Below are 20,228 nucleotides of genomic sequence, written 5' to 3'. Positions count from 1 at the left end.
CTCACTGGATGCCGGCAACGCCGGCAGCCAGCGCCGACAGCAGCAACAAATTGCTCAGCAGCTTGAGCGGCGACGCGTTGATCAGCTTCATCGTCGGCGCGACGCCGGAACTGAACGGCACGCCCTGGGGCAGGACATAGAGCGCGAAGCATTCGAGGCCGTTCCGACTGGCGAACTTCGGGGCGGCGAGGGCGGTCATGGCTGAGCTCCTTGTTGGCCTTGCTGCTAATCTCGCATCCGGGGTGACACTTTGCCGTGATGCCCATCACGCTTGCGCAACGCGCCGTATGATCTGCGAATTCGTTTCCTATTTTGGGCCGAATGGAGAAGGTGTTCCTCGCAACAAGCCGGCAATATGGATTTCCATTTCATTGATTTCGCCTCGCGGAGAAGCGAATACGGTTCCAATATTTTCGCTGAGTTTTGGAGACCAAGATGTCGTTTCGCCTCCCCCTGATCCTCGCAACCGCGCTTGCCGCCTGGTCGGCCGCAGCAACCGCCGAGACCATCAAGATCGGCGTGACGCCGGGCCCGCATGCGCAGATCTTCGAGGCGGTGAAGCCGATCGCCGCGAAGCAGGGCCTCGACATCCAGCTGATCGAGTTCTCCGACTACGTCGTGCCGAATGCCGCGCTCGATGCCGGTGAGATCCAGGCCAATTCGTTCCAGAACCAGCCTTATCTCGACAACCAGAAGGCCGACCGCGGCTACAAGATCGAATCCGTCGGGCTGACCGTGAACTTCCCGATCGGCGTCTATTCGAAGAAGCACAAGGCCTTCGCCGATATCCCCGAGGGCGGCAAGGTCTCGATTCCGAACGATCCGACCAATGGCGGCCGCGTGCTGCTGCTGCTGCGCGACAAGGGCGTGATCAAGCTGAAGGACGGCACGGGCTTCAAGCCGACGGTGCTTGACGTCACCGAGAATCCCAAGAAGCTGAAATTCATCGAGGTCGATGCGGCGCAGGCGCCGCGCGCGCTCGACGATGTCGATGCCGCCGCCATCAACACCAACTATGCAACCCAGGCGGGCCTTGATCCCGTCAAGGATCCGATCCTGCGCGAGGACCCGAAGGGACCCTATGTCAACCTGATTGCGGTACGCGCCGCCGACAAGGACAAGCCCTGGGTCAAGATCCTCGTCGACAGCTACCACACGCCCGAGGTGAAGGAGTTCGTCCTGACCAAGTTCAAGGGCGCGGTGCTGCCGAGCTGGTAGGCAATCTGCCTAGCCAAGGTCCAGCGCGGGGGCGATCCGGCGGGCAGCCTTGCGCAATGCCCGCTTGTCTGGAGCTGCGGCAACCGACATCATCGGGGCCCATCCTCGCCCGGCAGGGGTCGTATGAAACGCTTTGCAAACCTGAAACGACTGGGGTTCTTCACGCGGCTCCTCGATGAAGCCCCGCCCGCGGAGCGCTATCGCTTCGCCGCCGAGCAGATCGTGCGCGCCGAGCAAGCGGGTCTCGATTCCGCGTGGATCGCGCAGCATCATTTTCACGAACGCGAGGGCGGCCTGCCGTCGCCCTTCACCTTCCTCGGCTACGTCGCGGCGCAAACCTCGCGCATCCGTCTCGGCACCGGGATCGTCACGCTGCCGCTGGAGAACGCGGTGCGGGTGGCGGAAGACGCCGCGGTGCTCGATCTCCTCTGCGACGGCCGCTTCGAGCTCGGCGTCGGCACCGGCGGCAATCCGTCCGCCTTTGCCGCCTTCGGCCTCGACAGTGCCCAGCGCAACGAGATCTTTGCCCGCAATCTGGACGGGGTCCGCACCGCCCTGGTCGGCAAGCCGCTCACCGGCGGCGATACGCTGTATCCGCAGCGGCCCCAATTGGACAAGCGGATCTGGCAGGCGACGTTCTCGGTCGCCGGTGGTGCGCGCGCGGGCAAGGCCGGCGATGGCTTGCTGCTGTCGCGCACTCAGCCCCGGACCAAGGAGGCGCCGCGCGCAACGCTGGCGGAGATCCAGAATCCGGTCATCGATGCCTATCTCGAAGCGCTGCCGCCGGGATGCGAGCCCCGGATCATGGCCTCGCGCAGCGTCTTCGTCGCCGACGACCGGACTGAAGCGATGCGCCTTGCCGACATCGGGCTGCGGCGCGCGCTGCCGCAATTCCTCAAGGGCGGTCATGCCAGGCCGGGCGAGACGCTGGAGGAGATGATCACCGCATTCGACACGCATGTCGGTGCGGCCGACGACGTCATCGCCTCGCTCCGCGCCGATGCCACGCTGGAGCGGGTGACCGACCTCGTCTTTCAGGCGCACTCAGTGGACGCGCCGCATCCTTATATCCTGCGCTCGATCGAGCTTGTCGCAGAGAAGGTCGCGCCGGCGCTGGGCTGGACCCGGACGGTGGCTGACGTGGCTCTGGCGGGCTGATCGGAGCGAACGTGATCGCGTTGCACGAGGCTGAATGATGGCTACGAAAGATATCATCGACACGCTTGCCGGGATCGAGCCGGGCACGGCTCTGGATGGCATTCGCGCACGCCGCCTGCAGGCGCGCGAGAACGCGCAGAAGAGCTATCTCTCGCTGTTCGAGCTGGTCGACGCCGGCGATTTTTCGCTCGTGGAGCGCGCCGCAGTCGCGCTCTTCGTGATCGGCCTTCACCGCGAGCCCAATGTGGCCGCCTTCTACCGGGCGAAGCTCGCGGCGACCGCCGATGGTGCGCGCCTGGCCGAGGCGATCGAGGTCGAAATCGGGCGCGGCGAGACGTCAGGCCCGTACGGTGCGTATCCGGCCGGACCGCTGTCAGTGGAGAACACGGCCGGCCTGATCTATCGCGCGAGCGCGGAGGGCAAGTCCATTCTTGGCGCCAGGCTCGCTGCGGCGCTGGAGCATGCGCATCTGCTGGTGTTCCGCCCGCGCGATGCCGCGTCCGCCGACATGAAGGCGCTGCTGGCCGCCGGCTGGTCCGACACCGGCATCGTCACTTTCTCTCAGCTCGTCGCGTTCCTGTCGTTCCAGGTGCGCGTCGTCACGGGCCTCCGCGTGCTCGGCGCCTCGCTGGGTACCGCAAGCGCTGCGGCCGGCGCGTAAGGAGACTGCATCATGAGCGCTGCAAACAACGTCAATCCGCCCGTCGTCTTCACCCAGGACGAACTCGGCTGGGTGTCGTGGATCGAGCCGCTGCCCGAGGCCGAATTGACCGAGCGGCATTTCGCGGGCCTGGTCGATCGCTCCCGTGCCAAGTCGGAATACTTCCGCCTTCTCGTGCGCGATCCCGAGGTGCTGGAAGCCCGCACCAAGACCGACAAGGACATCTTCTACAACGTCGCCGATGGCCTGCCGCGCGCCGAGCGTGAGCTCGCGGCGGCCGCGACCTCGCGCTACAACGGCTGCATCTACTGCGCTTCGGTGCATGCGCGTTTCGCCAGCACCTATTCCAAGCGCCGCGACGACGTGCAGCGTCTGCTCGACGAGGGCGTCAAGGCCGATCTCGGCGAGCGCTGGAACGCGGTGGTCAAGGCGTCGGTGGCGCTGGCTGCAACGCCGATCGCCTTCGGGCCTGAGAATATCGCGGAGCTGCGCCGCGCCGGCCTCGACGAGGCCGAGATCGTCGATGTCATCAATGGCGCGTCGTTCTTCAACTGGGCGAACCGGCTGATGCTGTCGCTCGGTGAGCCCTCGAAATAGGCAATCTTACCGGCACAAGAATTGCTGCTTGTTTCAACACTGGATGGAGCCGTACATGAGCAACATCGATCGTCGTACCCTGGTCAAGGGCTCGCTTGCCGCCATGATGGCGGGAGCGGCCGGTTCGCGCGGCGCCTTCGCGCAATCCTCCGAGCCGATCCTGCTCGGCGTCAGCGGTCCCCTGACCGGGCCGAACGCGCAATATGGCACGCAGTGGAAGCAGGGCTTCGATCTCGCGCTCGACGAGATCCAGGCGGCCGGCGGCATCAACGGCCGCAGGCTCATATAATTTCGAGGACAGCCAGAGCGATCCGCGCCAGTCGGTGGCGATCGCGCAGAAATTCGTCTCCGATCCCCGCATCGTCCTTGAGCTCGGCGACTTCTCCAGCCCGGCGTCGATGGCGGCCTCGCCGATCTATCAGCGCGCGGGCCTAGTGCAGTTCGGCTTCACCAATTCGCACCCTGACTTCACCAAGGGCGGCGACTTCATGTGGAGCACCTCGGTCAGCCAGGCCGACGAGCAGCCGCTGCTGGCGTCCTATGCCGTGAAGCGCCTTGGCCTGAAGAAACTCGCGGTGCTGCACCTCAACACGGATTGGGGCCGCACCAGCCGCGACTATTTCGTCAACGCGGCCAAGGAATATGGCGCGGAGATCGCGGTCACCGAGGGCTATATCGCGGAGGAGCGCGACTTCCGCTCCACCCTGGTGCGCGTGCGTGATGCCAATCCGGACGGGTTGATCCTGATCTCCTACTACTCCGATGGTGCGCTGATCGCGCGTCAGGCGCGCCAGGTCGGGCTGAAGCAGGTGATCTGCGCGGCAAGCTCGGTCTACTCGCCGAAGTTCCTCGAGCTCGGCGGTGAGGCGGTCGAGGAGGTTCACGTCGGCACGCGCTACTTCCCGGAAGACCCGCGGCCCGAAGTGCAGAAGTTCATCGCGGGCTTCAAGAAGAAATACAATGGGATCGAGCCCGACGCGTTCAACGCTTACGCCTACGATGCGATGAACATGGCCGCCGCCGTCGTCAAGATCGGCGGCACGGATCGCCGCGCCATTCGTGACGCCTTCACCAAGGTCAAGGACGTCCCGAGCGTCATCTTCGGCGCCGCAACGTTCGACGTCGCGACCCGCCGAGTCAAGGGCGCCATGAACGCCGAGCTCGTCGTGCGCAAGGGCCAGTTCGCGCTCTGGGACGGCAAGCCGACCTGACCTGATGGCCGGAGCGGGGGCTCCGGCCGCTTTCCTCTCTACGCGGTGATATCAGCGTGTCTTCCTGGCTCGACTACACGATCAACGGGCTGATCGTCGGCAATGTCTACGCCCTCGTTGCGGTCGGGCTTGCGCTGATCTTCGGCGTCAGCCGGCTGATCAACTTCGCGCAAGGGTCGATCTATCTGGTCGGCGCCTATATCGGCTGGGTCGCGGTGGTGCAGCTGCATACGCCACTGCCGCTCACCATCATCGTGGTGGCGGTGGCGGCCGCGATCGTCGGACTGATCATCGAACGGTTCGGCCTGCGTCCGCTCCAGAACTCCGTGCGCATCGCGCCGCTGCTCGCGACCATCGGAATCAGCTTCGTGCTCGATCAGCTGGTGATGCTGACCTTCTCGCCGAACCCGCGCGCGCTGCCGAGCCAACTGCCCGACGTTCGCTTCCAGGTCGGTGGCGGCACGATCGGACCTCTTGATCTGCTCATCGCCGGCGTCGGCCTCACCAGCGCGCTGCTGCTGTTCGTGTTCCTGCGCTACAGCAAGCTCGGCTGGGCCGTGCGCGCGACCGCACAGGATCGCGATGCTGCGATGCAGATGGGCGTCGACGTCAACCTCGTCAATCAGGCCGTGTTCGGCATCGCCGCCGCGCTCGGCGGTGTCTCCGGCCTACTGGTCGGCATGTACTACAACCAGATCGACACCGCGATGAGCCTGCAGGCGACGCTGAAGGGCGTCGTTGCGGAAGTGGTCGGTGGTGCCGGCAACGTGCCGGGCGCCGTGATCGGCAGCTTGTTGCTCGGGCTCGTCGAGAGCTACGGCGTCGCCGTGTTCGGCACCAGCTACCGCAATCTGTTCGCGTTCCTGCTGCTGGTCGTCGTGCTCGTGCTGCGTCCGAACGGCCTGTTCGCCAGCGCCCGGCAGGCGCCGCCCGAGCCGCTCACCGGCACGTTCATTGCGCCGAGCCGCCCGGTGCGGATTCCGCGTTGGGCGCTGCTGGTCGCCGCCGGCGTGTTCGCGATCCTGCCGTTCTTCCCGGTGTCCTTCTACGTGCTCCAGACCCTGATCAACGCCTGGCTGCTCGGCATGCTCGCGCTCAGCCTGACGCTGGTTGCGGGCACGGTGGGGCAGGTCTCGCTCGGACATGCCGCGCTGCTCGCGATCGGCGCCTACACCTCCGCGCTGCTGTCGCTGACCCTCAACGTCCCCGTCGGCCTCGCCATCATCGCCGGTGGCCTGATGAGTGCCGCGCTCGGGACGCTCTTGATCTCGCCGTCGTTCCGCCTGCGCGGGCACTACGTGTCGATCGCGACGCTCGCCATCGGCGAGATCGTGTCGCTGGTGATCTTGAACTGGGAGAGCGTCACGCGCGGCCCGATCGGCATCTCCGGCATCCCGCCGCTGTCGCTGTTTGGCTACGACCTGGTCAGCCCGACCTCGATCTACTGGTTCAGCTTTGTCGTAATGGTCGTGCTGGCGCTGCTGCAGGGGCGCTTGCTCGGCTCGCATCTCGGCCGCAGCTTTCGCGCCATCCGCGACGACGACATCGCCGCGCGCGCCTATGGGCTCAGCCTGAATCGCTACAAGTCGCTCGCCTTCATCTTCGGCGGCTTCGCCGCTGGTGTCAGCGGCGGCATCGCCGCCCATCTCTATTCCTACATCAACCACGAGACCTTCAACACGCAGCAATCCATCCTGGCGCTGACGGTCGTGATCCTGGGCGGCCTCGGCAACGTCGTCGGCGCCATCGTCGGAGCGGTGGCGCTGGTCGGCCTGCCGGAGGTGTTCCGGATCGCGGCGGAGTATCGCATCCTGATCTACGGCATCGTGCTGCTGCTGCTCGTGCGGTTCAGGCCGCAGGGCCTGTTGGGGACGATATGATGGCGGAGCAGCACACGCCCATGCTGTCCCTGCGCGGGCTGACACGTCGCTTTGGCGGCCTGACCGCGGTGGATGCCATCGATCTCGATCTCGCCAAAGGCGAGCTCATCAGCATCATCGGCCCGAACGGGGCCGGCAAGACGACGCTGTTCAATCTCGTGACCGGGCTGGATCGGCCCGATGCCGGCAATGTCCGCTTCGAAGGGCAGGACATCACGGGTCTCTCGCCCGAACGGCTCGCGGCCGGAGGCATCGCGCGCACGTTCCAGCTCGGTCGCGTCTTCGGCAATCTCAGCGTGATGGACAATGTCCTGATCGGCGCGCACACGCGGCTGCGCGCAGTGAAGCCCGCGGTGCCGGTGATCGGCCCGCTGCTGGAATTGGGGTTGGCGCTGTTGCGTCCGGCCAGCGTCAGGGACGAAGAGGAACGGCTGCGCGAGGAGGTGAAGGCCATTCTCACCCGCTTTGGCGAACGGCTGCTGCCGCGGATCGACCAGCCCGCCTACAGCCTGTCCTATGCCAACCGCCGCCGCGTCGAGATCGCGCGCGCGCTCGCGCTGAAACCGCACCTGTTGCTGCTCGACGAGCCAACCGCCGGCATGAACCCGACCGAGACCGCGGAGATGCAGGGCCTCGTCGCCGAGCTGAAGGCCGAGGGGCTGACCATCCTCCTGATCGAGCACAAGTTGGAGATGGTGATGCGCCTTTCCGACCGCGTCATCGTGATGGACGAGGGCAAGAAGATAGCGGAAGGGCCGGGTGAAGTGGTGCGTGGCGATCCCAAGGTGATCGAGGCCTATCTCGGCCACGGCCTGTCGGAAACGCCGGAGCGGGAGAGCGTGGTATGACGACAGGCGCATCCGAGTCGCTGCTGGCGCTCTCGAACGTCAACACCTTCTACGGCCAGGCGCAGGTGCACTTCGACCTGTCGATCACGGTCGGCCGCGGCCATATCGTCTGCCTGCTCGGCGGCAATGCCAGCGGCAAGTCGACCACGATGAAGATCATTTTGGGCCTGGTGAAACCACGCTCGGGTGACGTGACCTTCGACGGCGCCTCGCTGCTCGGGCTCACCACGCCGCAGATCGTCCGCCGTGGTATCGCCTCTGTTCCCGAGGCGCGGCGGTTGTTTGCGGACATGAGCGTGCGCGAAAATATCCTGATGGGGGCCTTCGTGCGCAACGACCGCGATGCGGTGGCGCAGGATCTCGACAAGATGCTGACGCTGTTCCCGAAACTTCTGCAGCGGCTGTCGCAGCGTGCCGGTTCGCTCTCCGGCGGCGAGCAGCAGATGGTCGCAATGGCGCGCGCGCTGATGAGTCGTCCCCGGATGATCGTGATGGACGAGCCGACCATGGGCCTGTCGCCGCTCTATGTCGACCGCGTGCTGGAGTTGATCCGCACCATCAACCAGGAAGGCGTGTCGGTCTTCATGGTCGAGCAGAACGCCAGCCTCGCGCTCGAGATCGCGCACGAGGCCTACGTGCTCCAGACCGGCAAAATCGTGCTCTCAGGCCCGGCGCGAGCTCTGAAGGACGACCCCCGCATCCGCGATGCCTATCTTGGTGGCTCCGAGGCCGCGTAGCTTAATCAATCCACATCGTCATGGCCGGGCTTGACCCGGCCATCCACGCCTTAGCTTTGGGCACGAAGAACGTGGATGCCCGGGCCTTCGCCGCGCCGAAGCGGCTTCGGCCGCGCAGGCGGGACAAGCCGGGCATGACGACTTCCTGCAAATTCGCATATCCGATCATCAATCGACTGTAGGGACTGGTCAGTATGACCATTTTATGAAAAGATCATACCGTAGGCGCGGGGCGTGCGGACGGAATGATCGTGACGAGATGGTCCTTACGGGCGGTGGAGCCCGCCACCGTGCTGCTGTTCGGCGGGCTCATCGCCGCCAACGTCGCCGCATGGGCCTGGGCCTTCGCGGCGTTCGGTGACCGGCCGACGGTGATGGCGACCGCGCTGCTCGCCTGGGTGTTTGGCCTCCGCCATGCGGTCGACGCGGACCACATCGCCGCCATCGACAACGTCGTGCGCAAGCTGATGCATGCAGGCGGTGCGCCGCGCAGCGTCGGCCTCTATTTCGCCCTCGGCCATTCCACCGTGGTCGTGGTCGCGACCATGCTGCTGGCGCTCGGCGTGGTGAACCTCGGCGGCGACGGCCTGCTCAGGGATATCGGCGGCGTCATCGGCACATCGGTGTCGGCGCTGTTCCTGCTCGTGATCGCGGCCATCAATCTCGCCATCTTTGTCGGCCTGTGGCGGACGTTTCGCATCGCGCGCGCGCAGGGCATCCATGACGCCGCGCAGCTCGACGCGCTGCTGGCGAGCCGTGGATTCCTGGCGCGCCTGTTAGGCCCGATGTTCCGCCTGGTGACAAAGCCGTGGCACATGCTCCCGCTCGGGTTCCTGTTCGGGCTCGGCTTCGACACCGCGACCGAGATCGGCCTGCTCAGCATTTCCGCGACCGAAGCCGCGCGCGGCGCTTCGCTCGTCGACGTCATGGTCTTTCCCGCGCTGTTCGCGTCGGGCATGGCGCTGGTCGACACTGCTGACTCGGTGCTGATGGTCAGCGCCTATCGCTGGGCCTTCGTCGATCCTCTGCGAAAGCTCTGGTACAACCTCACCATCACCGGCGCCTCCGTCGCGGTGGCGCTGTTAATCGGCGGCATCGAGGCGCTCGGCCTGATCGCCGACCGGCTTGGTCTAAGCGGCGGCGTGTGGGCCCTGGTTGATAATCTGAACGAATCGCTGGCCAATGTCGGCTTCGCCGTGATCGCGCTGTTTGCGATCGCCTGGCTCGTTTCGGTCCTGCTCTATCGCCGCATGTTTGCGGGCGCCGCGTCCCGCGCGAATGTACTTCGGGGCGCCGATGCGACCGAGGCGGCCTGAGTCTGGCCGTCGTTGCGGAGCGTTGACGGCATTTTCGGCCATCATGCTTCTCGCGGATGACGGCAGCGCCTTCGCGCAGAGCAGTGACGCCTCGCGCGAGCTGCCGCCGATCGAGGTCTCCGGCGGCGAGACGACGCCTCACAAGAGACCGCCCGCATCGCGGCGAGCCAGCAAGCCGGTCCCGGCCAATCGCCGTCACGTGGCTCAGCCGACGCAGGCTCCGGCCTCGGACGCCCGCAGCGTCGCCTCCGGCGCAAAGGGCCCGCCGGGCATGGCGAGCGAGATCACCGTCTCCGGTGAAGAGCTCAACGCGCGCCCCTTCGCGCGGCCGGGCGAAGTGCTCGAAGCCGTGCCGGGGTTGATCGTGACCCAGCATTCCGGTGAAGGCAAAGCCAACCAGTATTTTCTGCGCGGCTATAATCTTGACCACGGCACTGATCTCGCCATCTATGTCGATGACGTCCCCGTCAACATGCGCACCCACGCGCATGGCCAGGGCTATGCCGATCTCAACTGGCTGATCCCGGAAACCATCAGCGCGATGGATGTGCGCAAGGGGCCGTACTTCGCCGACGAGAGCGATTTCGCCTCTGTCGGCAGCGTGCGCATCGGCCTGATCGACCGCACCAGGGGCCTGGCGCAGATCACCGCCGGCAGTTTTGGCTATCGCCGCCTGCTCGGCATGGACTCAGCGAAAGTCGGTGACGGTTCGCTGCTCGTCGCCGGCGATATCGGCACCTACAATGGCCCCTGGGACAATCCGGACAACGTGCGCAAGCTGAACGGTCTCGTGCGCTACAGCCGGGGCACCGCGACGGATGGCCTGACCATCACCGGCATGGCCTACGCCAACAAATGGAATTCGACCGACCAGGTGCCGCAACGCGCGATCACCGGCGGTTTTCTCGACCGGTTCGGCTCGGAAGATCCGAGCGACGGCGGCAACACCAACCGCTTTGCGCTCTCCGGCCGCATCGCGCAGAGCGATGATGTGGGGTCGTGGAAGGCCAACGCCTACGTCGTGAAGAGCCAGCTCGACCTCTTCAACAACTTCACCTATTTCCTCAGCGATCCCGTGCTCGGCGACCAGTTCCACCAACACGACGACCGCCTGATGGCGGGCGCCAACATCTCGCGCACGCTGAACGGATCGTTCGCCGGCCTGCCGATGCAAACCACGATCGGCCTGCAATCGCGCTATGATTCGATCGATCTGGCGCTGAGCAACACGTTCCAGCGCGGCTTCCTCTCCAGCATTCGCAGCGACAAGGTCGGCGAGGGCAGCGTCGGCGTCTATGCCGAGAACACCGTGCGCTGGACCGATTGGCTCAGGACCACAGTCGGCCTGCGCGGCGATTACTATGCGGCCGACGTCACCTCGCTGTTCAAGGCCAACAATTCCGGCCGCGCTGACGCCGCGCTCGGCAGCCCGAAATTCCGCATGGTACTCGGCCCGTTCAACCAAACCGAATTCTTCCTCGGTGCCGGCACCGGCATGCACTCGAACGACGCGCGCGGCGCGACCACGACGGAAGATCCGAGCGATCCCGCCACGCGACTGACGCCGTCGCCGCTGCTGGTCCGCACCAAAGGCGCGGAGGTCGGCGTCCGCAGCAAGATCGTTCCCGGCCTCGACACCTCGTTCAGTCTTTTCATCCTCGACCAGGATTCCGAGATCCTGTTCTCCGGCGATGCCGGCGATACCTCGGCGACCCGCGCCAGCCGCCGCTACGGTTTCGAATGGACCAATCATTACCGCCCGCGCTCATGGATCGACATCGATGCCGATCTCGCCATGACGCATGCGCGCTTTCGCGGCACTGACAGCGAGCAGGCGGAGGTCTACGCCTCGCTCGCGGGCTATCCCGAAGCGCAGATCGGCAACGCGGGCGGCAACTACATTCCGAACGCGCCGGCGATGGTGGCATCGGCCGGCATCACGCTCGGCGAGAAGACCGGCTGGTTCGGGACTTTGCGCTGGCGCTATCTGGCGTCGAGCCCGCTGACGGAAGACAATGCGTTCCGCTCGTCCGCGACCAGCATCTTCAACGGCCGCCTCGGCTATCGCATCGACAATGGCTGGCGCATCCAGCTCGACGTGCTCAATCTCTTCAACACGCAGGCGAACCAGATCACTTATGCCTATGGCTCGCTGCTCAAGACCGACACGCTGTACAATCTCTGCACCGGCGGCGTCGCGCCGACGGCGGTTTGCCAGAACGGCGTGATGGATTACGTGCTGCACCCGGTCGAGCCGCTGACCTTTCGCCTGACTGTCGCCGGGACGTTCTAGGCGTTCTCAAGCCGAGGCCGCGCTCGGAACCGGCTCCGCCGGTAGATCGTCGCCGTTGGGATCGCCCGGCGCGGTGGCCCAGGCCAGCTCCACCAGCGTCACGATCCGGCGGCCGGCGCCGTCGAGCTGGCAGACGATCAGGCCCTGCTCCTCCATATAGCCGAGCAGGCGCTGGGCGCGGCGCAGCGAATGCGAGCCGTAGGCGCGCGCGATCGCGGCGTCGCCGGGGCAGGGCCAGCCTTCCTTCGCCGCGCGTGCGATCATCATGAACACGCCCTGCATGTCGTCGGGCAGGATCGAGGCGCGCAGCGACACGTCCTGCCAGACGTCGTCCTCGGCATGCTCGGCGCCGAGCCCGGCGCGTGCGCGTGTCAGCATGCGGCGGAATTCGTTCAGGTCGGGCACGGCGGAGCCGAGGCCCTCGATGCGGCAGCGAACCACGAACTCCTGATAGAGCACGCCGACGGCGCGGAAGCCGGCATCGGGCTCGGCGAGCACGGCGCGAAGGGTACGATCGACGCGCTCGCGCCGCTCGGCGAGCTCCTCGGCGCTGATCGGCACCTCGGCCACCTCAGGCCGGATCTCCGGCGCGGCCGCCTTCGCGGCGCGGAGCTGCTCGAGCAGATCGGGCGCAGGCCGGCGCTGCGGGCGGCTGGCATCGGGCGGCGGTGCGGCCAGGATGACGGCGCGCATATCCTCGAGCGCGGCTTCCGGCATCGGCATCAGCCGCGGTGTGGAATTGCGCGCGTGGGTGTCGGTCGGGCCGATATGCAAACGCAGGGGGCGTCGCGACAACGCCGGGCCAAGCGCCATGAACTGTCCGCGCTCGAGATCGCGAAAGGATTCGGCCTGCCGCCGCTCCATGCCGAGCAGGTCGGCGGCGCGCGCCATGTCGATGTCGAGGAAGGTCCGGCCCATCAGGAAATTGGAGGCTTCCGCCGCGACGTTCTTGGCGAGTTTTGCCAGGCGCTGGGTCGCGATGATGCCGGCGAGGCCACGTTTACGGCCGCGGCACATCAGATTGGTCATCGCGCCGAGAGAGAGCTTGCGCGCCTCGTCCGAGACCTCGCCGGCGACCGCCGGCGCGAACAGCTGCGCCTCGTCGACCACCACCAGCATCGGGTACCAATGATCGCGATCGACGTCGAACAGGCCGCCAAGGAACGCCGCGGCACGCCGCATCTGGTTCTCGGCGTCCAGCCCTTCGAGATTGAGCACGGTGGAGACGCGATGCAGCCGCGCGCGCTCGCCCGCGACCTGAAGGCCGCGCTCGGTGTGATCCTCGGCCTCGATCACCAGATGGCCGAATTGCTCGGCCAGCGTGACGAAGTCGCCTTCGGGGTCGATGATGGCCTGCTGCACCCAGGGCGCGCTCTGTTCGAGCAGCCGCCGCAACAGATGCGACTTGCCGGAGCCCGAATTGCCCTGCACCAGGAGCCGGGTCGCCAGCAGTTCCTCGAGGTCCATGGCGGCCGCGGCGCCTGCCGTGGTCTGCCCCATCTCGATCGCAACTGTCATGCCCCGACTCAAGTCCCCATCATTCGCGGAGTGGGGCTTATCAACCCGGCCGGGGCGCGTCGAGCGGCACTGTGCGAATCACGCGGTGTTGCCCACGGCGGAGTTCAGGCGTGATTCGATTGCCGTAAGAGTGCGGGCCGATAGGGGGCCTGCGGATCGTCGTCCTCGTTCTCGGGGATCGCACAGGAGCCGAATTCCTGCCGGATACGCTCGATCTCGGCGATGCGCTCGTGCAGCCGCTGCAGATGCTCGGGGGATGTCGCGCGCCAGAACCGGAAGGTGTCGGTGTTGAGCGGCAGGAACGCCGTTCCGAACAACGTCGGCTCGGGAACGATGGTACGTCCGAGCAGCAGGAACCGGTTCTCGCCGGAAACCACGAGGGTCGCGTAGCCGCGGTTTCCGATCCGCCTGATCCCGTTCAGCGACCATTCGACGAGCTTGCTGAAATAAGGCTCCTCGCGCCAGCGATTGGGGCAGTGGTCGTCGACCGTCACGTTCACCGCGTCCTGGCTGAAATGCACGATGATGCCTGATGTCGCCGGAAACCACGCGTCATCGAGATGACCTTGCAGCCAGGCGCAGACGAACGACCGGCACATCTGCGGGCGGCGGTCGTAGATGGTGCACCCGGTTCCCGTCTGCCAGTGCTTGCAGAGCTGGTTCACCGGCTTGTCGACGGCGGCGACCTCGAGGATATCGCAGCAGGCGTTGCACGACCCGCATTGCCGGGTCAGCGGCGCCGGCGTTTGCCGGTTAGCCGGCCGAAATCCCTGGCCGTCGCGAATGAGGAGCTTTTGCTTCTCCAGCGTGCTCAGCGCGCGCTCGACCTTGAGGCGGGACAATCCAGTCGCGTCAACGATCCCCTTCATCGTCGTCGCGCCGGCCTCCACCGCGCGAGCGACCTGCAACGCCGTCTGATCCATCGTCTTCTACTTGTTCTTCAGCCCTTCGATCCGGCCATCGCGCTGCCCCGGAACCTGCGGAAATCGGCGCCCGCGCGACGGCTAGCAGTCGCATGTATGCGGGATTTACGCAAACGGACTGCTGAGCAGGATCGCCCGTATTGGGCCAAATTGTAAGCCCATGCTCAGGGGCGATCCGGTCTGCATCGACAATTCGATCAGTGCAAGCCGGCGCGACCTATGACGGCAGCGCCGGCACGCTGCTACTGCGCGCCCGATCCGCCCTGCACGATCTTTTCGTTCAGCTTCAGGTCCACGGTCTCGACCGTGCGGTCGATCTCGGCATTGGGGGTGCCGAGCTGATGCGAGATCAGCTTCACCAGCAGGTCGACGCGCTCGATGAAGGGCGCGCCGCTCGCGACCGCGCGCGCGGCCGATGACGGCTTGAGCAGGCTTTCGGCGGCCTTGGCGTATTTCGCGAACGGCACCTGGTCCTGCGGATCGGCGCCGAGACGGCGGGCGATCGCGTCGACATGGTCGTAGATCGTCTGCGAGCGCGCGAGATCGCCGTGCACGGCGTCGCGGATCGACTGCGGCTCGTGCGGCGTGATGCAGCGATAGTTGCCGGTCAGCAGCATCGACCATTTCGCCAGCGGCACGAACAGCGAGTCGAACACTTTCAGCTTCACCGGCACGTCGTGACCGTCGAGCGTCACCGCGTCGATGTCGGCTTCGAGCTCGCGCAGCACCTTGTTGTGCTTCTCGTCGGCGAAGGCCGATGCCTTGAAATTCGTGGGCAGGCCGACATGAAGCACGTTGGCGGCTTCTTCCGGCGGACGGAAGGCCTGCGGGTCGGGCGAGCACAGCGTCACCAGGCCGGGCTCGAAGCGCTCCCACACCTGCGCATTGGTGTAGGCCTCCTCGAGATCCATGTCGGCGAGCGACGGGATGCGCTTCAGGTAGGGCAGCGGCGGCATGTTCATGATCGACAGGCACGGCAGCTTCGCCGCGGCGATCTTGACCATGAGAACGCGGACCGTGTGGTTGGTGTATTGCGGCTCCTGCATTGCCAGGCCGACCATGTCGTAGCGCGAAAGGTCGACATTGCCCGGCGTCACCGCGTCGAGCTTGCCGGGCAGGTCGCGCGAGAAGATCGCCCGGTGCACCGCCTCGTCGCGCAGCTTGATGCGCACCTCGGTACCGTCACGGTTGATCAGCTCGGCGGTCTTGGCGCGGCAGACCAGGGACACGTTATGGCCCGCCATCAGCAGCTTCGTGCCCAGCAGGGAACCGTAGGAAGCCCCGAGAATCAGGATGTTACGCGCCATATTCCGTCCCTTTGAAAATGTGTGTGATTGTTGAGCCCCGGCCGTCATCCGCGGGCGAGTTGCCGGCATGTAAAGCGAAGTCCGCGGGGATGGCAACTGGGATAATGCATACAAGGCGGAAGATGGACTGCCGGGCGGGCGACGGGGCTCTCGTTGCCCGACGGGCAAAACACCCGAGAGGGCGTCAAGCCGCGTGAGTGAAGATATTCCGCTTTACCGAAATTCGGAATTGGCGTATGTGTCGCCCATCCCGGCTCATCCTTGAGGGGCGATCTTGTGTCGTCACGTTTCGCGAGCCGGGTTTGCGGTGGACGCGGCAGCGTCGGGCGCGGGAGGTCGAGGGCAGGGCGGATTGCTCTCCGTGAGCCCAAGACTTCGTGCCGGATGAGCGGCGCTGTCAGGTTCGTCTCGTCTGTAAGTTTCCGGCTCCGTCGACAGGGCTGGAAAAACTGCGGCGAAATGGCGGGCCGTGCGTACGGCAAAACCGTGTGGTCCTTTCCGCCAGCTATTTCTTCAGTCTGTTGAAAACGGCGTAAGTAATGGAGAACGTAGGCATATTCCGACTGTTTCCGGATCGACGAAAGGCCCGCCCGAACCTGCCGGGCCCTAATAGGCCCTAGTTTCACATGGCGCTGGCGCGGGCCGGCCTCGTCCCCTGCGCTGTGCGGCCTTCGTGTGGCCTTGCGCCTGCCGTCTGCCGCGTCGTGCTGATGCGGAGCGCGATAAAAGAGCCTGTGTCAATCGGTCAGGTTGAGCGTCTTATCGGCGCAGACGTTGATGCCGGAGGCATCCGTCGACTGGCCGTCGTCGAACGTCCCGCGCAGATCGAAGCGGCAATCGCTGGCCTGTGGCAGTTTAGCCGACGCTTGCTTGCCGGATTTCAGCGGGCCCAGTACTTCCTTCCAGTCTGGCGACCCGGACTTGGCCGCCTCCAGCTGGACTAGATCCGCTTTGCGCGAGTTCGTCACGGTGACGGTGACCGCGCCCGCCTGTTTCGCCTTGGGCTTCGGCGCGGCCTGCGCGGCGGTAAGGCCGAACAGAGTTGCTCCCACAAGCGCTGCAGCAAGTGTCCGAGTGTTCATCGGATTGTCTCCGTTTGGCCCCCAGCAGCGACGGTCTCATTCTTCAACGCGAAGCGGTCCCGGTTATGGCCAGTTCGCGTGTTCCATAGATCAAGGTGAAGGAACTCTTTCAGCCCTGTAGCCCCGGTGCGCGCTGCCTGCCGTCCTGCGAGGTCGAACTGTCCGCGTTTTCAACGGCCGTCGCCCGCGCATTGTGAGGGGGCGCAGGATGACTTCTGCCGCACCATCGATGCGGCGCGCACGCCTGATGGCGTCTCGCCGAAGTGTCGGCGGAACGAGCGATTGAAATGAGAAACATCACCAAAGCCGACTGCAAACGCGATATCGATGATGGCCAAATGCAGATGGTGCGGGTCAGTCAACATCGCGAAGGCACGCTCAAGCCGACACGCTGCAAGGTGCTCGGTGAACGACTTTCCGGTCTCTTCGAGCAACTTTTGCACGTATCGCCGCGACATACCGAGCGCTCCAGCAACATCGTTCAGATCGACATTGGGATCGCCGAAGCGTTGCGCGACCTCCGCCAGGATCGCCTGCAGCTTGGCTGCCTTCACACCACGCTCCGTAACGAGGTTTGCAGCTTCGACGGTCGGCCCGAGCGTCGCGGCCACAAGATCGAGGAGATGTGTGCCGACGGTGGAGGCGAGTTTTGATGACGGAGGTTCTTTGAAGGATGCGAGCGATTGCAGGTAGAGGTGGAGCAGGCGAAGCGCCGGTCCAGGACGCACCGGCCGACCTGATAGATCTTCCGGCTGTGCGACCAGTGACCTAAGGGCGGCAGCCGGCACGGTCACGAATTTGACGCTGGCGCCACGCGACCCAAATACTCGCAGCAGCCTTCCCCGGTCAACCAAACAAGCGGCGCCGGCATCATAGACATGTTCTTGGCCAGCATTTGCAAATTGGACCGGGCCAGCTTCGACGATGTTAAGTCCGAATTGGTCACGGCTATCCTTGAGGTGGCGTTTGTGACGGATAAACTCCACCGGCGTGGTGACAATGCTACAAACGCCAACCGGGCCGAGCGGCAAGTAGGTGACATTGATACGCGGGCGGCCGCCGCTGTGATCTATCACGTCCAAGGCGAGGTTCAGCCGCGTAAACTCTTCACGGAACGTGGAGAACCTTGTTCGCTCCGGCAGCATCTCAGTCGACCATCGCACAAGGGGAGATGACGTTGGCATGCCGGCCTCCCGTTTCGGTGCCCAACCACGCAAGAACGACTGAGCGCCCGAACGAAATCTGTAAATTCCTCGAATGACGCCAAGACTGAGACAATATCGGACCGCAGCTTCGCTGCAGGTGTGAGGTGGATTACAAATGGAGGTAGGGACCTCAAGAAAATGATGCGGAATTTCCCGTCAGGCTTTCGATGCTGACACGGTTCGCATCGAGGTTGCTATGATGCGCGAAATGCCGCAAGGGCACGAAGAATTTGCGTGTGCAACGTTCAGGATGCGCATGTGTGATCCACAGCCGATACGACTGGCGTCACTCTTCAAAAGGTGAAGAAAACGCCGTGCCTAAAGGCCGCCAACCGAGACGGCTTGCTTCTTTAGCAAGCCCACATCATCCGCGAGCTGCGGGCGGCCGGAAAAGCCAGTCTACGTTCCATTGCAGAGGAGCGGAACGAAGCCGGCAACTCGGTTGCGCGCGCGGAAGGCTCAGTTTGCTCGGTTCAGCGGTTGCGAGTGTCTTGACCATCGCAAGATCGAATGGGGTTGGGATAGAAGCAGCGATGCGGGCCCGAATGGGATCGCCCAAAAATGTCACTGCAATCGTGATCATCACTACAGATACTAGGACTACGAGCACATCAGTCATGATGCGCCTCGAAAAGTGCTTCGCCATGATTTGAACCCCTCACAACCAATGACGCGCGCGTGCGCAGCTATAATCAATTTCGCATGCAAATGGGTATGTGAATGGGAGTTCGCCGCACGTAGCGGATCGTCCCATTATAGCGCAGCAGTCACCAACTATGTGGCAGCGATCCAGACCCAATTTAGCGCATGCGTCAAAACTGATGTCCTCGCAGGACGCTATAGCTTCCACGTCGTGCATCGCACGGACACGACAGGATGGTCGAGGGTCCTATGGAGGGCGACGAAAAGCGCGGGGACCGTGCGGCCGAACCTATCGAGATTATCTGGCGCGAGAAAATCCGTGGTTGCAGTTGCAGAGGACATGCATCTGTTTCGGACGCGCTCATATCATCGCGCTAGGCGGTCTACCTTGAACTGAGACATTGTGCCGCAACCGATTTGTAAACTGTGGTTGAGGTTCGTCTTGCGTGCCAATGTTCTCATCACGCCGGGCTCAAGCGACTGAGCCGATTATTCCATCGAGATCGAGGAGTAAATTTCATGGCGCAAATTCTTGCTCATAACCTCAAACCCGCCGCGACTTGGGGTTCCGGCGGCGCGTCCTACGATACCGTGAGCCAAAGTATAGCAGACGCCATTGATCACGTCGTGAATCGAATCTGGCCGCAACCGGGAGAGCGCATCCTTGACGTTGCGACAGGCACGGGCTGGACTGCGCGGCGGTTATCTAATCGAGGCGCAAAGGTGACTGGTATCGATATTGGTGAAGGCGTTATCGAGGCGGCGAAACTGATTGCACCGGAGATCGACTTCAAGGTCGGCGATGCCGAAGCGCTGGAATTTCCGGATCAAAGCTTTGACTGTGTGACTTCGACGTTCGGTGTCATGTTTGTCTCGCGCCCCGAGGCTGCAGCTGCCGAGTTGGCACGTGTCACGCGCAAGGGCGGGCGACTGGGGTTGGTCACTTGGTTGCCTGGCAGTGCGGTTGAAGAAATATTCCAGACAATGCGGCCATACATGCCGCCACCGCCTGACAATCCTCCTCCTTCGCCATTTGCGTGGGGCCGGGAAGGCCGCGTTCGGGAATTGCTTGGCGATACATTCGATCTGGCCTTTGAACCTGGCACCACGGTACTCCGCATGCCGAGCGGCCAAACGGTATGGGACATATTTGTGACTGGCTATGGTCCGACAAAAACGCTGGCCGCATCGCTCGACCCTGAAAGGCGCACGGCACTTCAACGAGACTTCATCGCGATGCATGAGAAGCACCGCTCGCCGGTCGGGTTAGCCATGCCGCGCGACTATCTCTGTACGATTGGAACTCGAAAATAACGCACCCGGCACTGCGTGCCCATCAGCCATCCTGCGCAACGCATCCGCAGTCGACCAAGCGTCCCATCATCGACCTCGACGCGAGCGCGTCAACGCGGGGGCCTCCGTTGTGTCCGGCACGTTGTCCACCGCAATCGGTAGCGGCTTGCCTCTCCCGCTCGGGGCGGCGCATCGCCGCGCAGCCGGAGCTATCACCGAAGAGTAACACCAAACTTGATGTGGTGGAACGGCCCGCTCCAACAGCATCAAAGTGCTAGAACGTGGTCGTTGTTCGAACGCCACAAAGGAGGGACCGTTCCGTGAAACAGGTTATCACCA

19 protein-coding genes are annotated in these 20,228 nt (G+C 64.4%); 12 read left to right on the top strand and 7 right to left on the bottom strand.

All coding sequences use genetic code 11. The annotated features are described in order from the left end of the window. Position 1: 1 nt before the first annotated feature. Positions 2-199, bottom strand: a complete 198-nt coding sequence (locus QJT78_RS35080) for a hypothetical protein (RefSeq protein WP_028153282.1) — start codon at positions 197-199, stop codon at positions 2-4. 236 nt (positions 200-435) lie between these two features. On the opposite strand from QJT78_RS35080, the gene QJT78_RS35075 reads away from it, so the two are divergent. From QJT78_RS35075 to QJT78_RS35035, 9 genes are all read left to right on the top strand, one after another. Continuing rightward, positions 436-1,218, top strand: coding sequence for a MetQ/NlpA family ABC transporter substrate-binding protein (locus QJT78_RS35075; RefSeq protein ID WP_038944047.1), 783 nt, complete (start codon positions 436-438; stop codon positions 1,216-1,218). A gap of 123 nt (positions 1,219-1,341) precedes the next feature. Then, the gene (locus QJT78_RS35070) at positions 1,342-2,376 is read left to right on the top strand and encodes a putative FMN-dependent luciferase-like monooxygenase (protein ID WP_038944046.1); all 1,035 of its coding nucleotides are present in this window, start codon (positions 1,342-1,344) and stop codon (positions 2,374-2,376) included. Positions 2,377-2,413: 37 nt separating this feature from the next. Further along, on the top strand, positions 2,414-3,037 hold the full coding sequence (locus QJT78_RS35065) for a CMD domain protein (RefSeq protein ID WP_028153285.1): 624 nt from the start codon (positions 2,414-2,416) through the stop codon (positions 3,035-3,037). A 12-nt stretch (positions 3,038-3,049) separates the two neighbouring features. Next, complete coding sequence (locus tag QJT78_RS35060; protein WP_028153286.1) at positions 3,050-3,634, top strand: alkylhydroperoxidase domain protein; 585 nt, start codon at positions 3,050-3,052, stop codon at positions 3,632-3,634. 55 nt (positions 3,635-3,689) lie between these two features. Continuing rightward, the gene (locus tag QJT78_RS35055; protein ID WP_272481418.1) at positions 3,690-3,923 is read left to right on the top strand and encodes an ABC transporter substrate-binding protein; all 234 of its coding nucleotides are present in this window, start codon (positions 3,690-3,692) and stop codon (positions 3,921-3,923) included. 34 nt (positions 3,924-3,957) lie between these two features. Continuing rightward, positions 3,958-4,845: an ABC transporter substrate-binding protein gene (locus QJT78_RS35050; RefSeq protein ID WP_272481417.1), complete on the top strand. Its 888-nt coding sequence runs from the start codon at positions 3,958-3,960 to the stop codon at positions 4,843-4,845. Between the two features lie 56 nt (positions 4,846-4,901). Continuing rightward, a complete protein-coding gene (locus tag QJT78_RS35045; protein ID WP_038944045.1) occupies positions 4,902-6,725 on the top strand; it encodes an ABC transporter permease in 1,824 nt (607 codons plus the stop codon). After that, complete coding sequence (locus tag QJT78_RS35040; RefSeq protein ID WP_028153288.1) at positions 6,725-7,573, top strand: ABC transporter ATP-binding protein; 849 nt, start codon at positions 6,725-6,727, stop codon at positions 7,571-7,573. The genes QJT78_RS35045 and QJT78_RS35040 overlap by 1 nt, the downstream gene beginning before the upstream one ends. Beyond that, positions 7,570-8,310, top strand: a complete 741-nt coding sequence (locus QJT78_RS35035) for an ABC transporter ATP-binding protein (protein ID WP_028153289.1) — start codon at positions 7,570-7,572, stop codon at positions 8,308-8,310. The genes QJT78_RS35040 and QJT78_RS35035 overlap by 4 nt, the downstream gene beginning before the upstream one ends. A 1-nt stretch (position 8,311) precedes the next feature. Here QJT78_RS35035 and QJT78_RS35030 read toward each other — a convergent pair whose 3' ends face one another. Further along, positions 8,312-8,512: a hypothetical protein gene (locus tag QJT78_RS35030; RefSeq protein WP_028153290.1), complete on the bottom strand. Its 201-nt coding sequence runs from the start codon at positions 8,510-8,512 to the stop codon at positions 8,312-8,314. 43 nt (positions 8,513-8,555) lie between these two features. Between QJT78_RS35030 and QJT78_RS35025 the strand changes: the two genes are divergently transcribed. Next, positions 8,556-9,626 carry a HoxN/HupN/NixA family nickel/cobalt transporter gene (locus QJT78_RS35025; protein WP_038944044.1) on the top strand — a complete coding sequence of 357 codons (1,071 nt, stop codon included), beginning with the start codon at positions 8,556-8,558 and terminating at the stop codon, positions 9,624-9,626. Beyond that, positions 9,607-11,919 (top strand): TonB-dependent receptor, encoded by a 2,313-nt coding sequence (locus QJT78_RS35020; protein WP_281460432.1) that lies wholly within the window; start codon positions 9,607-9,609, stop codon positions 11,917-11,919. Before QJT78_RS35025 ends, QJT78_RS35020 begins: the two co-directional genes overlap by 20 nt. 6 nt (positions 11,920-11,925) lie before the next feature. On the opposite strand, the gene QJT78_RS35015 is transcribed toward QJT78_RS35020, so the two are convergent. The 5 genes from QJT78_RS35015 to QJT78_RS34995 form a co-directional block, all read right to left on the bottom strand. Beyond that, on the bottom strand, positions 11,926-13,437 hold the full coding sequence (locus QJT78_RS35015) for an ATP-binding protein (RefSeq protein ID WP_028154285.1): 1,512 nt from the start codon (positions 13,435-13,437) through the stop codon (positions 11,926-11,928). Between the two features lie 104 nt (positions 13,438-13,541). Then, the gene (locus QJT78_RS35010; RefSeq protein WP_028154284.1) at positions 13,542-14,360 is read right to left on the bottom strand and encodes a YkgJ family cysteine cluster protein; all 819 of its coding nucleotides are present in this window, start codon (positions 14,358-14,360) and stop codon (positions 13,542-13,544) included. A 242-nt stretch (positions 14,361-14,602) separates the two neighbouring features. Next, on the bottom strand, positions 14,603-15,667 hold the full coding sequence (locus tag QJT78_RS35005; protein WP_028154283.1) for an acetyl-CoA carboxylase: 1,065 nt from the start codon (positions 15,665-15,667) through the stop codon (positions 14,603-14,605). A gap of 737 nt (positions 15,668-16,404) precedes the next feature. Further along, the gene (locus QJT78_RS35000) at positions 16,405-16,749 is read right to left on the bottom strand and encodes a hypothetical protein (protein ID WP_014493348.1); all 345 of its coding nucleotides are present in this window, start codon (positions 16,747-16,749) and stop codon (positions 16,405-16,407) included. A 170-nt stretch (positions 16,750-16,919) separates the two neighbouring features. Further along, positions 16,920-17,933 carry an AraC family transcriptional regulator gene (locus QJT78_RS34995; RefSeq protein WP_080586684.1) on the bottom strand — a complete coding sequence of 338 codons (1,014 nt, stop codon included), beginning with the start codon at positions 17,931-17,933 and terminating at the stop codon, positions 16,920-16,922. 1,182 nt (positions 17,934-19,115) lie between these two features. Between QJT78_RS34995 and QJT78_RS34990 the strand changes: the two genes are divergently transcribed. Continuing rightward, entirely contained in the window at positions 19,116-19,910 is a 795-nt protein-coding gene (locus tag QJT78_RS34990; protein ID WP_014493350.1) for a methyltransferase domain-containing protein, read from the top strand. Positions 19,911-20,228: the final 318 nt, after the last annotated feature.

This window comes from Bradyrhizobium sp. Mp27, from assembly GCF_029953005.1.
Taxonomy (GTDB): domain Bacteria; phylum Pseudomonadota; class Alphaproteobacteria; order Rhizobiales; family Xanthobacteraceae; genus Bradyrhizobium; species Bradyrhizobium barranii.
The sequence above is the reverse complement of the archived record's forward strand: the minus strand, read 5'-3'. Positions and strand labels throughout refer to the sequence as shown.

Bases quoted from the DNA above. Each gene is read 5' to 3' on its own strand.
- QJT78_RS34990 (WP_014493350.1), top strand. From the start codon at position 19,116: ATGGCGCAAATTCTTGCTCATAACCTCAAACCCGCCGCGACTTGGGGT.
- QJT78_RS35010 (WP_028154284.1), bottom strand. From the start codon at position 14,360: ATGGATCAGACGGCGTTGCAGGTCGCTCGCGCGGTGGAGGCCGGCGCG.
- QJT78_RS35015 (WP_028154285.1), bottom strand. From the start codon at position 13,437: ATGACAGTTGCGATCGAGATGGGGCAGACCACGGCAGGCGCCGCGGCC.
- QJT78_RS35020 (WP_281460432.1), top strand. From the start codon at position 9,607: ATGCGACCGAGGCGGCCTGAGTCTGGCCGTCGTTGCGGAGCGTTGACG.
- QJT78_RS35025 (WP_038944044.1), top strand. From the start codon at position 8,556: ATGATCGTGACGAGATGGTCCTTACGGGCGGTGGAGCCCGCCACCGTG.
- QJT78_RS35000 (WP_014493348.1), bottom strand. From the start codon at position 16,749: ATGAACACTCGGACACTTGCTGCAGCGCTTGTGGGAGCAACTCTGTTC.
- QJT78_RS35080 (WP_028153282.1), bottom strand. From the start codon at position 199: ATGACCGCCCTCGCCGCCCCGAAGTTCGCCAGTCGGAACGGCCTCGAA.
- QJT78_RS35035 (WP_028153289.1), top strand. From the start codon at position 7,570: ATGACGACAGGCGCATCCGAGTCGCTGCTGGCGCTCTCGAACGTCAAC.
- QJT78_RS35060 (WP_028153286.1), top strand. From the start codon at position 3,050: ATGAGCGCTGCAAACAACGTCAATCCGCCCGTCGTCTTCACCCAGGAC.
- QJT78_RS35005 (WP_028154283.1), bottom strand. From the start codon at position 15,667: ATGGCGCGTAACATCCTGATTCTCGGGGCTTCCTACGGTTCCCTGCTG.
- QJT78_RS34995 (WP_080586684.1), bottom strand. From the start codon at position 17,933: ATGCCAACGTCATCTCCCCTTGTGCGATGGTCGACTGAGATGCTGCCG.
- QJT78_RS35055 (WP_272481418.1), top strand. From the start codon at position 3,690: ATGAGCAACATCGATCGTCGTACCCTGGTCAAGGGCTCGCTTGCCGCC.
- QJT78_RS35070 (WP_038944046.1), top strand. From the start codon at position 1,342: ATGAAACGCTTTGCAAACCTGAAACGACTGGGGTTCTTCACGCGGCTC.
- QJT78_RS35040 (WP_028153288.1), top strand. From the start codon at position 6,725: ATGGCGGAGCAGCACACGCCCATGCTGTCCCTGCGCGGGCTGACACGT.
- QJT78_RS35065 (WP_028153285.1), top strand. From the start codon at position 2,414: ATGGCTACGAAAGATATCATCGACACGCTTGCCGGGATCGAGCCGGGC.
- QJT78_RS35075 (WP_038944047.1), top strand. From the start codon at position 436: ATGTCGTTTCGCCTCCCCCTGATCCTCGCAACCGCGCTTGCCGCCTGG.
- QJT78_RS35030 (WP_028153290.1), bottom strand. From the start codon at position 8,512: ATGGTCATACTGACCAGTCCCTACAGTCGATTGATGATCGGATATGCG.